This window comes from Petrachloros mirabilis (assembly GCF_975968855.1).
In genome coordinates, this window is sequence record NZ_CDLUDY010000041.1 from 1 (window position 1) to 13,314 (window position 13,314).

Sequence of the window (13,314 nt, forward strand, 5' to 3'; positions counted from 1 at the left end):
AAGACGTCTTTGGCGCGTTTGGGACCTTTGACTTCCACGCTCCGGTGAGGATGGCTGAGTTGGACTTGCATGATGCGATAATAGGCCCTGCGACAGGGAAGAGGCAAGCAGACTCTAAGCGTGCGCTTCTTCCTCTTGCCCGGGCCTATCTAGAGGTGCACGTCGCGCAAACATCTGGCCGATTCTTCCGGCGAGACAGGGTTGATGTAGAACCCCGTGCCCCATTCGAAGCCCGCCACTTGCGTCAACTTCGGAATGATCTCCAGATGCCAGTGATAGAAATCGCCTGTCCTTTCATGAAGCGGCGAACTATGAAGGATGAAGTTGTAAGCCGGCTTCGCCAGGACTTTGTCCATACGGCGCAATGATTCCGACAAGATCGGCGCCATAAATTCGAATTGTTGTTTCTGGCTTTCCTCGAAGTACCCGGCGTGGCGTTTCGGGAAGATCCACATTTCAAACGGGAATCTGGGTGCGAACGGAGTGACACAAACGTATTCGGGGTTTTCGGCTACAACGCGATCGCCGTCTGATAAATCCTGCCGGAGAATGTCGCAATAAATACAGCGTTCCTTTTGCTCGTAGTGCCTGCGGCAGCCTTCGATTTCGTCGATGACGCTTGTGGGGATGACCGGGAGAGCGATCAATTGCGAATGCGAATGTTCTAGTGTGGCGCCGGCTGCGGCTCCGTGGTTCTTGAAGATCAAGATGTACCGGAAGCGGAGATCTTTCTTGAGGTCCAGAATCCGATCGCGATAGGACCATAGCACGTCTTCGATGCCTTTGGCGGACATGTCTCCGAGGCTGTCTTTATGTTCCGGGGTCTCGATAATGACTTCATGCGCGCCGATGCCGTTCATGCGGTCATAGAGCCCGACACCTTCACGGCCCAGGTCGCCTTCGACCTGCAATGCCGGAAATTTGTTGGGAATGATGCGAACAGTCCAGTTCGGGGCATTCGGCTCGGACGGTTGGGGCCTGTAAGCCATGATTTCTTTTGGCGTCAGCCGTTCCTGCCCAGGACAAAATGGGCACAGACCAGTCGAAATCGGACGGGTCTGATTCAGATATGCGAAATCTTGGGGTCTCCCGTTCCGTTCCGTCGAGATAATCACCCAACGGCCTACGATCGGATCACGTCGCAAATCAGGCATCTTTTCCTCCGCGTTAGACTAGATCCTCTTGCCTCGCGCCATCCACCGCTTGCCTGGTCCTCATACACGCCACATCGTGGCTTCGAAGTCGGGCCCTGGCACCGTGAGAGGTGCCGGTTCGTGGTGTGGATAGCGTGCGGTTTCCAACCCACCGTTCTTGACGACGACAGTTAAGCCTAATGCCTGATGTGACTCGAGTTGGATGTCCTTGAATGGAAGGGCCAGTTCCAATACCTCTTGTCGCGCTATCATTTTTGACAGGCCGATTTCTTCCCAGTGATTCTCGTCCTTCCGTCTAGCCAACGAGTAGTGGTCTGGTTCAGTCAGTGAGACACTCAGGCGATAGGTGTGGTCCGGGGTTTTGAGATAGCATTCGATGACCAGGTCTTTGTCTTCACGGCAGCCACGCAAGGCGTCTGCAGGATCCAGCCGGAGATAGAGATAATCGAGGCTGCACCCGAAGTAAATCGCAGAAAACAATCCGTCGGCTCTCCACATGGCTCCCAGTGGAGGATTAGGATTAATTGTGCCGGCACCGCGCCATTCGAAAAAATCGGTGACACGGCCATCGAGCGTCGGATGCAACAACGCGAACGGCCGCGTCACACACTCGCGACCAATGATATCCCTCGTTCCACAGATGGGCTGATTGATCCACTCCGGCGGTGTCGCGCCGATGATTGACCAGACATTCCGTAGATGGGTGCGAAAGATTCGATCGAATTCTTCCTTATAGGCCGTTTCAAAATCGTCGCCATACCACCAGAACCAATCGCTCCCTTCGGCGGCGTAGAGTTCATTCCACGCGGCCTGGGTTTGCTCGGGAGACAGGATGGGGCTCAGTTGATGCAATCGCGAACGGGTAAGTCCGAGAAGATCCCATGCTCGATTGTCTTCCCGGTGGCCGATCCAAATCTTCAAATCGTGATTGATCCATGAGCCGGAATGGAGTGCGGAGAGAGATTCCCTGGGCGGCACTGCCTTGAGAGCCTCGGACATTGTTGTGGTGATCACTCGAACTGAGTCGCCTCTATCCGACATCAGACCAGCATATAGCTGTGCGAGAAACTGCTTGCCGCCTTCATGGTAATGCTCGCAGGGGTTCTCGCCATCCAGAATGATCGGAATCAAGACATCCTCTCGGGGAGCATCCATCACAATGCGCCTGATACGGCGCAGGACATCCTCAACGGCGGACTCTGCAGTTGTCTTGTGGTAGGCAAAACCGAACGCGTCGGAAATCTCTCGGTCGCGGAAGACGATCGAGACTTCTTGGCCGGACGAGCCCATTCGATAAGGTCGATACAAGTGCTTCTGTCGTTTCCATTGTTGCTGCGAGGCTTCCAGGGAACGCGCCAGGATGCCTTCATCGGTTGCCAACCACTTAAACCCTTTCTGCGGAAGCATCGGTAACAGTTCAGGACAGACGGATCCTTCTGAGGGCCAAAGGCCGACCGGTGCTTGCCCAAAGGTAGCGGTATGGAACTCGACCGCCCGCTGCAGCTGAGCCTCGGCATCTTCCGGCGCCCGAAACCTGGATGGCAGCGGAAGGTCCGGTCTAGCCCGCCGGTTGATGTCGGTATCAATGACGAGGGGGAGAATCGGATGGTAAAAAGGTGTCGTTGTCAGCTCGATCTGACCTTGTTCAGCCAAACGCCGATACATAGGGACGATTTCTTGGACAATTGTCCGTTGGTGCGTCAGTACTTCTTGCTTCTCCTCTTCGGTAAACTTTCGATTCTTGGCACGAAGGGCGGCGAGTCGCGGATAGCGAGCGACGGCTCCGTATCCGAACCAGGCGAGATTGAACCAGACTTGCAGATCCAATAGCTCTTGGACAGTGAATTGACGTGCAAGCCGTTCAAGATCGTGATCGTCAATCTTCAACCCGCGCTTGACGAGCAGATCATGGTAACGGGGATAAGGCCGGATCATGGTGGCCCAATTGATCGAGAAGTAATGCCGAATGAGAAAGGCCTGCTCCTCGAGACTCAAGTCGGCGGCAGGTTTCTCCGCATGGTCGAGGAAAACGTCTCGGACAGTTCCGCTTCCGATTTCCTTAAGCTGAAGGAGAAGGGAGGGCGTAAAGTTGAATGTGGCATGGATAGACGGAAATTGTTCGAGCAGGTAGGCCATGTCGAAATAGGCTTTGGTGGCGTGGAGGCGCACCCAAGGCATGCTGGCCAAACCCTTGACCGGGTCGGTATAGTAGGGTTGATGCATATGCCAAAGGAAGCAAACATGGGCGGTTTTCATAGATAATCAGCGAACAATATTGCGGACTTAGCGGAAGTATGTCATAGGGATATGAGTCTTGCAATCAACGGAGAGAAATGGAAAAAGGACTTGGAAGGGCAGGCACAACTTATAATTATCTTGGTCAATGGATCTGGTACAGCGCGCCCGTCATCCTCTACGCCGCCGTCATTTTCTATTTTTCTTCGCTCCCTTTTCCGGAAGAGAAGCTGCCCGATCTGCTTTTCAAAAAACTGAGCGACAAGTTCCTGCATCTTGTCGAATACGGGGTGTTAGGCGTGTTGCTGTATCGCCTATTCCGTTGGGCTGCCGGGCCGAGTGGCGCCCGGCTGGCGCTGGTGCTGGCGATTCTTGCCGGTTCCTTCTACGGAATGACTGATGAGTTCCATCAGTCCTTCGTGCCCTTCCGTGAATCCAGTTGGTTAGATTGGGGAGCGGACACAATCGGAATTGTAATCGGCTCATGGGTCTCCCATCATTTACTCCAGGGAGGCTCGAGCTCGCAGAAGCTGATTGATATTCGGACAATGAGTTCGTGAAAGTTCGCAGTTCGTGTATAATCCCCCGCTAATGGCCACTATAGATCCCGCCGCTCCCAAGAAACCTCTGGCGCTTCCCGATCAGGCCCTCATCGCTGAGACAGTACGGACGAGGCTGCCCTTTACGGGGACGTTCAAGCGACTCACGCCTCTCGCCGGAGACGCCTCGAATCGTCGATACTTTCGCATCGAGCTGGATCCGCCTGCCCTTCGGCCCATTATTCTTATGCAACTGGCCGAGCCGGAAGCCTTCAAGCAATCGGAAGAGGCGGTAAGCGCCGCTACACACAGGATTAGCGAACTCCCCTTCTTGAACATTCAGGCCCATTTGGCGAAGACGGGGGTCTCTGTCCCGGACCTTTATTATTACGACCAATCAGCCGGGCTGTTGTATTTGGAAGATTTCGGCGACGTGACGCTTTCAGAAGCCTGCTCCGGTGCAAGTGCGGTGGTCATTGAATCGAGATACCGGCAGGCCATCGCCATGCTTGTCCGGATCCAATCGACCGCGACGTTGCAAGGCGATCCGAACTGTCTGGCGTTCCACCGCAGCTTCGACGTCCCATTGCTGATGTGGGAGTTCGATCATTTTCTCGAGTACGGGATTGAGGCGCGTCAAGAAGCGGCGATGGGTGAAGATGACCGCTCTGCCATACGCGAAGAATTCAGGAAAATCTCTGAGTTGCTGGCCGAACAGCCGCGAGTGTTCGTGCATAGAGATTATCATTCAAGAAATCTGATGGTCGATGGGAACCGGTTGGGCGTGATTGATTTCCAAGATGCGTTGATGGGACCGGTTACCTACGATTTGGCATCGTTGCTTCGCGACGCCTATATCGAATTGGATGAGTCGCTCATTGACCGTCTTATTGATAGCTATCTCGATCTGATGGAGGCGGAACAGAAGAAGTCGAGCAATCGGGAAAGTTTCCGTCGACTCTTCGACTTCACGAGCATCCAGCGGAATCTGAAGGCCGCCGGGCGTTTTGTATACATCGATCGCGTGAAAGGCAATCCAAAATTCCTGGCGGACATTCCCCGGACGCTCGGCTACGTCAAGCGCAACCTTTCGAAGTATCCGGAACTGTCTACGCTCCGCAAACTCATGAACGCCTATGTGCCGGAACTTCAATAGGAGTCAGACTAGCGGGACGAGGAGAGGGTTTGGAGATTCCGTTCAACTCCTTGACCCTTGCCCTGCGCCCGTTGCCTGCGTTGGAATAATTATATGAAAGCTATGATCCTAGCGGCCGGGATGGGGACGCGCTTGAGGCCGCTCACCAATACGATCCCCAAATCGCTGCTTCCGATTGCAGGCACTCCGCTCATTGTCTGGAACCTGCTCTTGCTGAAACGCCACGGGTTTCAGGACGTGGTCATCAATCTTCACCACCTCGGGCCGATGATTGAACAGGCGCTCGGGAACGGCTCGAAGTACGGCTTGCGGATCCACTATTCACATGAACCGGTCATATTGGGGACCGGCGGAGGGATCAAGCAGGCTGAGCCGAACTTTTCGGGAGAGCCGATCTTGGTGCTGAATGGGGATACGTTGTTCGAGTTGGACCTTGAAGCGTTGTGGACCGCGCATCAACAACAGAAGGCTGCTGCAACGTTAGTCCTCCGTGCCGATCCCGATGCGGCGAGTTGGGGGCTCATCGAAGTGGGTTCTGAAGATCGCATCCTCCGTATAACCGGGCGGGGCAAAACAGACAGTCCTGCAATCAAAACCCGTATGTTCGCGGGCATTCATGTTCTTCAACCCAGGCTCTTGCGCGACGTGCCAAAGGGGAAAGAATCGTCGATCATTGATGCCTATGTCGCGGCGATTCAGCGCAACGAGCCTGTGTACGGGTACGACCTTGTCGGCTATTGGTCCGATGTCGGCACGCCGCAGCGTTACGCACAAGCCGAGCACGATGCCGCCAACGGACGCATCAGTCTCAATCAACGTCTTGTCTCGGGTTCCCGTGTTTAGATGACGGGTCGGAAATCAGACTCTGAGAATGTTCTCGGCCGGTCCTGAGTCGGTTCCCCCGCCGATGCCCTCTTGCTTTTCGCGTTGTTGTTTCAGCAGTCGCGCCAGATATGTCCGCTGGAGACGCAATCGTTCTGCCGCCTTCGTTTGATTGCCGTCGGCGTCTTTGATTGCTTGTTGAATGATGTGTCGGCTGTGGGCCTCCATGGAATCGTGGTAGGGAAGGGTCAAGTAGGGGAGGAAGTCGCTCTTGACTACGCCGGAAAAATCGAGCGCCAGGACATCCGGCTCGATGGTGTCGGTCAGACTCAGAATGACGGCGCGTGCGACGACGTTGTCCAGTTCACGAATGTTTCCCGGCCAGGAATACCGGCTGAGTGCCTCCATGGCGGCTTGACTGAACATCATGCCCGGGCGCTTTGCTTCTTTCGCATGCCGGCTCAAAAAAAATTTTGCCAAAGCCGGAAAATCCTCCAGCCGTTCGCGGAGCGGGGGAAGGGTAAGCGCGATTACGTTCAAACGGTAAAACAAATCCTCGCGGAATTCTCCTGCCTTGACGGCCTGTTTGAGATCCTTGTTGGTAGCGGCAATGATTCGGATGTTAACCGATACGAGGCGCGAGCCGCCTACGCGGTGAAATTCGCGGTCCTGCAACACGCGGAGCAGTTTGGCTTGGAGTGTCAACGGCATGTCGCCGATCTCATCCAGGAAAACTGTCCCCCCGTCCGCCACTTCCAGCTTCCCTTTTTGAAGGCGGTCGGCACCGGTAAAGGCTCCCCGCTCGTGGCCGAACAACTCATTTTCGAGCAAGGTCTCCGTCAACGCCACGCAATTGATGACTATCAGGGGCATGGTGTGGCGAGGGCTCCATTGATGGATTGAACGGGCGAGCAGTTCTTTCCCTGTGCCACTCTCACCGAGAAGGAGCACGCTGGCATCCGATTTGGCCGCGCGCTGAGCCGCGTCCAGGACCGTCCGAATCTTCGGGCTGGTTCCGACGATGGATGCGTAGCGGCTGTCGACCTCCGACTTGAGGCAGGCCACCTGCCGCTTCAAGGAGTCTCGTTCCAACGCCTTGTTGATGACGATCAGTAAGTGGTCCTTGTCCAGTGGTTTCGTGAGAAAATCGTAGGCGCCGTCTTTCATCGCTTCAACGGCGGATTCGATGGAGCCATGTGCGGTCATGACGCTGACGGGCAAGTCTTCCGCCGGCCTGACTTTCGGAAGACGTTTGAGGACTTCGAGGCCGGTCAATCGCGGCATGTCCAGGTCGAGAAGCATGAGATGCGGCGCTTCCTGCTCGACCATCTCAAGTGCGTGGACACCGTCAGAGGCGATGACGGTCCCGTAATCGGATGCTTGGAGGCGATCCTCCAGCATCGTCGCAATGTCCGGATCGTCGTCGACAATCAGAATCTTGGTTTTCATCTTCTCGTTGTCTCCATTTAGGCGGTGCGGGAAATGTGCTCATCACTGCGCGCGTCAACGAGGGCCTTCCGCGGCCGCGCGTTGTGCGAGCACAATGAGCACCTTTCCATGCCGCCGCTCACTCTTCCATGACATTGATCACGAGTCCCGTGAGCGGCTTCGGATAAAAATATGTCGATTTGTGGGGCATCCGCTCTCCGGCGGTGGCGACCGCCTGTACTTCGCCGACCTTAGTTGCGTTCAAGAGTAAGGCACCTGTGCCGGTTCCGTTGGCCGCCCAATCGAGGGCTTCATGGTCGTCCTTCGTATAGACGATGGCCTCTTGTTCCTGTTGCGATGGACAGAGAGTTGTGACCACAAGTTGTTGCAGGAGTGAGACGTCAAGCTTGGTGCGTGGAGATGCATCCGCCGGTGGGCGGTGCGCAGGCTTCAACGAGAGTGTGGCGTATCGATTCTCCCCCTTGACCGCCAGGCCGAAAGTCGGGACTGTACGACCCTCCTTGCGGAGGGTTTCGATGAACTGGGATCGCACTGCGTTCTTTGTATTCTCAGTAAACGGGAAATCCTTGAAGTCGAATTTCTCGGCCAGAAGCGCCTTGATCTTTTCGTATGACGGTAGAGGGGTGGTCGTCACGCGGTGTGTCGGAAGAACGGTCAAACCGGGATCTTCGAGCGGAGACAAGAGCATAAGGACTCCGTCATAGGGCTGAAGCTCTGTGGGGTTTCCAGCCTGTTCCCGTCGGAGTTTCTGATAGTTCAACGCGGTTTCGTAGCGGTGATGTCCATCGGCAATGAAGAGCGGTTTGCTCCGCATGGCCTCCACGATCGGCTTGAGGATTGCCGGGTCGGATACGGCCCAGAGTCGCTGAAGACAGCCGCTGTCGTCCTGGAATTCAATCCGCGGCGGCGTCCCTTTGACGGACTGTTCCAACTGACTTAAAACGGCGCTCTGCGGATCAGAGTAGAGGAGCCAGATGGGGCTGAGATTGGCCTTGCAGGCTTGTAGCAAATTGAGCCGATCAGTTTTTGCTGCGGATCTGGTGTTTTCATGCGGATAAATGTGGCCGGAATCGAGCGGTTCCAGTTTTGTGGTGATTAAAAATCCCCGCAGCGTCCGTTTGGGGGCTCCGGCGTCGGATGATGGCGGCACATATTCGATCGTGTGGTAGTAGATGGCCGGTTGTGGATCGCGCTTCAGCGCGCCCGTTTTAATCCAATCATGCAGGGTGTCCGCTGCGCGTGTATAGCGGTTGCAGGAGGCGTTGTCGCCGGGTTTGTCGATCCCCAGTTCAAGTCGAATGATATTGTGGGGATGGCGGTCGTGTAATGCCTTTTGCCCTGCTTGGTCGATGATGTCATAGGGAGGAGCGACGACATCACGAACGGTGCCGACAACAGAGGGATCATACAACATTCCACGAAACGGAATAATCAGTGCCATGCGCAGTCCTATTCTCCCTGAATAAGGGTAAGGGTATGGATAAAAACTGAGAGGGTGGACCGTTATCCGTGCGTTGCCCGTCCCAAGCAAGTGCGCATGGGACCGCACGGGAAACGGCTACCTGTCGCGGGTCACCATGTAATCGGCCGCTACCGAGAGGGCTCGTTTAGCCGTGCTGTCTTCAAACGTATCCAGTTCCTGCTTGGCTGCAGCTATATACGACTGGGCTCGGTCCATCGCGTAGGCAATGGAGCCATATTCTCCCATCAGTTGGATCAGCCGTTGCAGGTCTTCATCCGTAATCGTGCGGGTTTCCATTCGATCTTTGATCATCTGCCGGTGGGATTCGGAACAGTTCCGTAGCAGATGGAGCAATGGTAACGTGGCTTTCCCCTGCCGAAGGTCCTGCCCAAGAGTTTTCCCCAGACTATCCCCGTTGGCCGTATAGTCGAGGGTGTCATCAGCCACTTGAAAAGCGATTCCAAGAAACTGGCCGAACCGGAAGAGGGCATCTTGTTGAGCCTCCGTAGCATCGGCGAGGATTGCGCCCATACGGCATGAAGCAGCAATGAGCCCTGCTGTTTTATGTTCGACAATCTTGATGTAATCCGCTTCAGGAATGGCGGGGTTCCCATTGTAATAGAGTTGGAGAACTTCCCCTTCCGCCATTTTCTTACAAGCCTCTGCAAGGACCTCGTTAATGCTTTGGCTACGAAACTCGACGACCTTGCACATGGCCTGGGAATACAAGTAGTCGCCGACAAGGATGCTGATCTGATTTCCCCAAACTTTTCGGGCGGTTCGCTTGCCTCGGCGGAGATCGGCGTCATCGACTACATCATCATGCAGCAGTGTCGCGGTGTGGATGAATTCGACCAGACTTCCCAGTTGGTGGTGCTCGCGACCGCCATACCCGCAGAGTCTGGCGCTCAAAAGAAGCAGAAGGGGTCTGATGCGTTTCCCGCCGCTGGTGAGGATATGGGCGGCGACGGTATTGACGAGGGTGACGCTCGATGTCAGGTTGCTACGGACCTGAATCTCAACTCCATCCAACTCCTGGCGATAGGCTTCCCACACGTCCGCCATGCTGTGGATCGTTGAGGTGAGAGGACCGTGTGGCATGCGGCGGATGGTAGGGCAGAGGGGGAAACAAAGTCAAGGGAATGCCCGCCAAAACAGGCATTAGCTTCCCTTGACAGAATATTCACCCTTCCATTAATCTGAGTCACTCATTTGGAACGGATAATGCCTCAAGAGTAAAGGGATTCTTTGTCCCTGATTCCTCTCGGTAGGGCCTCTGTCCAGCAGGAAAAGACCAGCCTTTTTCACGAGATACGAATGATGGAACTCCCAGGGCTTCCACGGAGGCAAGGGCTCTACGACCCTCAGCAGGAAAAAGATTCCTGCGGGATCGGGTTCGTGGCAAACATCAAAGGGCAGAAATCCCATGAGATCGTTCGCCACGGTCTCCAGGTCCTTGAGAATCTGACGCATCGCGGTGCACAAGGTTGCGATCCCCATACGGGTGATGGCGCAGGAATCTTGTTGCAAGTTCCCCACGAGTTTTTGAAGCGGGCGACCGGTGATATCGGTGTGAAGCTTCCGAATGCCGGTGAATACGGAGTGGGGCAGGTATTCCTGCCGCCGAATCAGGCAGCTCGTCAGAAATGCGAGCGGCTGTTCGACAAGATTATCGAACAGGAGGGCGCGAGGGTGCTCGGCTGGCGCGATGTGCCGGTCAAGAGTGATGCGATCGGTGTGCAAGCGAGGAAGACCGAACCATTCATGCGGCAGGTCTTCATTGCGCGTGAAGTCCTGAACGAAGGGCAATTCGAACGGAAGCTTTACATCATCCGCAAATTGGTAGAAAAGGCCATCCGCGAATCGGCTATAGAAGGCCGCGAACATTTCTATATTCCAAGCCTCTCTTCGAGCACCATTGTCTATAAAGGACTCCTGCTGCCGCACCAGATGGCGGATTACTATCAAGATCTCAAAGACTCCAGCATGGTGAGCGCTTTGGCGCTTGTCCATTCGCGGTTCAGCACCAACACATTCCCGACCTGGCCGCTTGCCCATCCCTATCGGCACATTTGCCACAATGGCGAGATCAACACGCTGAAGGGCAATGTGAACTGGATGAAAGCCCGTCAAGGACGGCTTCATTCGGAATTGTTCGGGGAGGATATGGAAAAGCTCTTCCCGATTGTCTATGAGCAGCAAAGCGATTCCGCATGTCTCGATAATGCGTTGGAATTTTTGTTGTTGGGAGGCCGCTCGTTACCGCACGCGATGATGATGCTGATTCCCGAGCCCTGGGTATCGAATCCGCACATGGATTTGGACCGCCGTGGCTTCTACCAGTACCATGCGGCAATGATGGAGCCGTGGGACGGTCCGGCTGCCGTCTGTTTCACCGACGGCAAAATGATCGGCGCGACATTGGACCGTAACGGCCTTCGTCCTTGCCGGTATCAGGTCACGACCGGCGGGCTCGTGGTGTTGGCCTCGGAAGCCGGCGTGCTGCCGGCTGAGGCGAAAGACATCCGCATGAAGGGCCGGCTGCAACCGGGACGCATGTTCCTGGTCGATACGGTGCAAGGACGGATCATCGACGACGAAGAGATCAAAGCCGATATCGTCGGCCGCAAGCCGTATCGGAGTTGGGTGACGCAGCACGGCGTTTCGCTCGATGAGTTACCGGAGCCGCTCAATGTTCCCCAGCCGGACCATCCAACGATCCGCCAGCGGCAACAGGCTTTCGGATATACGGTCGAAGAGCTCAAGATGGTGCTGACGCCGATGATCGTAACCGGCGAAGAAGCGGTGTCGTCCATGGGGACAGATACGCCGCTCGCCGTGCTCTCGGACCGGCCGCAATTACTCTTTAAGTACTTCAAGCAGCTTTTCGCCCAGGTGACCAATCCACCGATCGATCCGATTCGCGAGCAGCTCGTCATGTCGCTCGTGACGAATATCGGCCCCAAGCCCAATTTAATGGAAGAGTCGCCAGAATCCTGCCGACGCATCAAGGTGCAGCAGCCGATCTTGACGAATGCCGACCTCCAGAAGATCCGCGGGATTTCCGATCCGCACTTCAAGAGCAAAACCTTGCGCATGCTGTTCCGCGTCGCCGAAGGACCAAACGGGCTCGGCGCGGCGGTTGACGATCTCTGCAAGCAGGCCTCCCAGGCAATCAAGGAAGGATACAAATTCCTGATTCTCAGCGACCGGGGCGTCAACGAAGAGTGGGCGCCGATTCCGAGCCTGCTCGGCATCTCCTCACTGCACCATCATCTGGTGAGGGAATGTACGAGAACCGAAGTCGGACTCATTTTGGAAACCGGCGAGCCGCGCGACGTACATCACTTCGCCTGCTTGATCGGCTATGGCGCCGGCACGATCAACCCGTACTTGGTGTTTGAGACCCTCGTCGATATGGAGCGGGACAACTATCTGCCGGAAGGGCTCGATGCGCAGACGGCGGAAGGCAAGTTCATCAAGGCGATCAACAAGGGCCTGCTCAAGATCTTTTCGAAAATGGGCATTTCGACGGTACAGTCCTACTGCGGCGCCCAGATTTTCGAAGCGATCGGGTTGAACCATGAATTGGTCGACCGGTACTTCACCGGAACTCCCTCGCGCCTGGAGGGGGTCGGGATTCGTGAGATCGGTGAAGAGACGTTGCGGCGGCATCGAATTGCCTACACCCCGGCCGCGATCCGTCAGCTCGATTTCGGCGGCGAGATCCATTACCGCATCCAGGGCGAGCACCATAACTGGAATCCGGACACGATTTACAAGTTGCAACATGCGAGCCGATCGAACGATCCGAAGACCTATGCGGAGTTCGCTCAGTTGGTCAACGACGAGAGCAAACGCCGGTCGAACCTTCGCGGCCTGCTCGATTTCAAGTGCGCTCCGGAGCCGATCCCGCTCGAGCAAGTCGAACCGGCCAGCGAGATTGTCAAACGTTTCAACACCGGCGCCATGTCCTTCGGCTCCATCAGCAAGGAAGCTCACGAAACCCTCGCGATCGCCATGAACCGCTTGGGCGACAAGAGCAATACCGGCGAGGGCGGTGAAGATCCCGAACGGTTCATTCCGCTCCCTAACGGCGATTCGAAGAATAGCTACATCAAGCAGGTGGCCTCGGGACGGTTCGGCGTCACCGCCGACTACCTGACCCATGCGCGGGAACTGCAGATCAAGATCGCCCAGGGGGCAAAGCCGGGCGAAGGCGGACAGCTGCCCGGCCACAAGGTGAGCGGGGAGATCGGCCGCGTCCGCCACACGACCCCCGGAGTGACGCTCATCTCGCCACCGCCGCACCACGACATCTACTCGATCGAGGACATTGCCCAGTTGATCTATGATCTCAAAATGGCCAATCCGAAGGCCCGCGTCTCCGTCAAGCTCGTCTCCGAGGCCGGGGTCGGTACCATCGCAGCGGGAGTAGCCAAGGCAAAGGCCGACATGGTGCTCATCGCAGGCCACGATGGGGGAACGGGCGCCTCG

General features: G+C 56.0%; 9 protein-coding genes. 4 read left to right on the forward strand and 5 right to left on the reverse strand.

Translation table 11 applies throughout. The features are described 5' to 3' along the window. Positions 1 to 149: 149 nt before the first annotated feature. Positions 150 to 1,154, reverse strand: coding sequence for a galactose-1-phosphate uridylyltransferase (gene galT / locus ACWVCN_RS01555; RefSeq protein ID WP_455243751.1), 1,005 nt, complete (start codon positions 1,152 to 1,154; stop codon positions 150 to 152). Between the two features lie 60 nt (positions 1,155 to 1,214). After that, on the reverse strand, positions 1,215 to 3,410 hold the full coding sequence (locus ACWVCN_RS01560; RefSeq protein ID WP_455243752.1) for a glycoside hydrolase family 57 protein: 2,196 nt from the start codon (positions 3,408 to 3,410) through the stop codon (positions 1,215 to 1,217). 77 nt (positions 3,411 to 3,487) lie between these two features. On the opposite strand from ACWVCN_RS01560, the gene ACWVCN_RS01565 reads away from it, so the two are divergent. From ACWVCN_RS01565 to ACWVCN_RS01575, 3 genes are all read left to right on the forward strand, one after another. Continuing rightward, positions 3,488 to 3,949 (forward strand): VanZ family protein, encoded by a 462-nt coding sequence (locus ACWVCN_RS01565; protein ID WP_455243753.1) that lies wholly within the window; start codon positions 3,488 to 3,490, stop codon positions 3,947 to 3,949. Positions 3,950 to 3,980: 31 nt separating this feature from the next. Beyond that, positions 3,981 to 5,084, forward strand: coding sequence for an aminoglycoside phosphotransferase family protein (locus ACWVCN_RS01570; RefSeq protein ID WP_455243754.1), 1,104 nt, complete (start codon positions 3,981 to 3,983; stop codon positions 5,082 to 5,084). Between the two features lie 93 nt (positions 5,085 to 5,177). Then, positions 5,178 to 5,927 (forward strand): nucleotidyltransferase family protein, encoded by a 750-nt coding sequence (locus ACWVCN_RS01575; protein WP_455243755.1) that lies wholly within the window; start codon positions 5,178 to 5,180, stop codon positions 5,925 to 5,927. 15 nt (positions 5,928 to 5,942) lie between these two features. Here the strand turns inward: ACWVCN_RS01575 and ACWVCN_RS01580 are convergent, their stop codons facing one another. The 3 genes from ACWVCN_RS01580 to ACWVCN_RS01590 all read right to left on the reverse strand — a co-directional run bounded on the left by ACWVCN_RS01580 (position 5,943) and on the right by ACWVCN_RS01590 (position 9,882). Continuing rightward, positions 5,943 to 7,355: a sigma-54-dependent transcriptional regulator gene (locus ACWVCN_RS01580; protein WP_455243756.1), complete on the reverse strand. Its 1,413-nt coding sequence runs from the start codon at positions 7,353 to 7,355 to the stop codon at positions 5,943 to 5,945. Between the two features lie 118 nt (positions 7,356 to 7,473). Further along, positions 7,474 to 8,796, reverse strand: a complete 1,323-nt coding sequence (locus tag ACWVCN_RS01585) for a DUF1015 domain-containing protein (protein WP_455243757.1) — start codon at positions 8,794 to 8,796, stop codon at positions 7,474 to 7,476. A 117-nt stretch (positions 8,797 to 8,913) separates the two neighbouring features. Beyond that, a complete protein-coding gene (locus ACWVCN_RS01590) occupies positions 8,914 to 9,882 on the reverse strand; it encodes a polyprenyl synthetase family protein (protein ID WP_455243758.1) in 969 nt (322 codons plus the stop codon). Between the two features lie 252 nt (positions 9,883 to 10,134). Here ACWVCN_RS01590 and gltB point away from each other — a divergent pair. After that, positions 10,135 to 13,314, forward strand: a 3,180-nt coding sequence (gene gltB, locus ACWVCN_RS01595; RefSeq protein WP_455243759.1) for a glutamate synthase large subunit, incomplete at its 3' end; no start/stop codon positions are given.

Coding starts and splice junctions, on each gene's coding strand:
- galT (WP_455243751.1), bottom strand. CDS start 1,154: ATGCCTGATTTGCGACGTGATCCGATCGTAGGCCGTTGGGTGATTATC.
- ACWVCN_RS01560 (WP_455243752.1), bottom strand. CDS start 3,410: ATGAAAACCGCCCATGTTTGCTTCCTTTGGCATATGCATCAACCCTAC.
- ACWVCN_RS01565 (WP_455243753.1), top strand. CDS start 3,488: ATGGAAAAAGGACTTGGAAGGGCAGGCACAACTTATAATTATCTTGGT.
- ACWVCN_RS01570 (WP_455243754.1), top strand. CDS start 3,981: ATGGCCACTATAGATCCCGCCGCTCCCAAGAAACCTCTGGCGCTTCCC.
- ACWVCN_RS01575 (WP_455243755.1), top strand. CDS start 5,178: ATGAAAGCTATGATCCTAGCGGCCGGGATGGGGACGCGCTTGAGGCCG.
- ACWVCN_RS01580 (WP_455243756.1), bottom strand. CDS start 7,355: ATGAAAACCAAGATTCTGATTGTCGACGACGATCCGGACATTGCGACG.
- ACWVCN_RS01585 (WP_455243757.1), bottom strand. CDS start 8,796: ATGGCACTGATTATTCCGTTTCGTGGAATGTTGTATGATCCCTCTGTT.
- ACWVCN_RS01590 (WP_455243758.1), bottom strand. CDS start 9,882: ATGGCGGACGTGTGGGAAGCCTATCGCCAGGAGTTGGATGGAGTTGAG.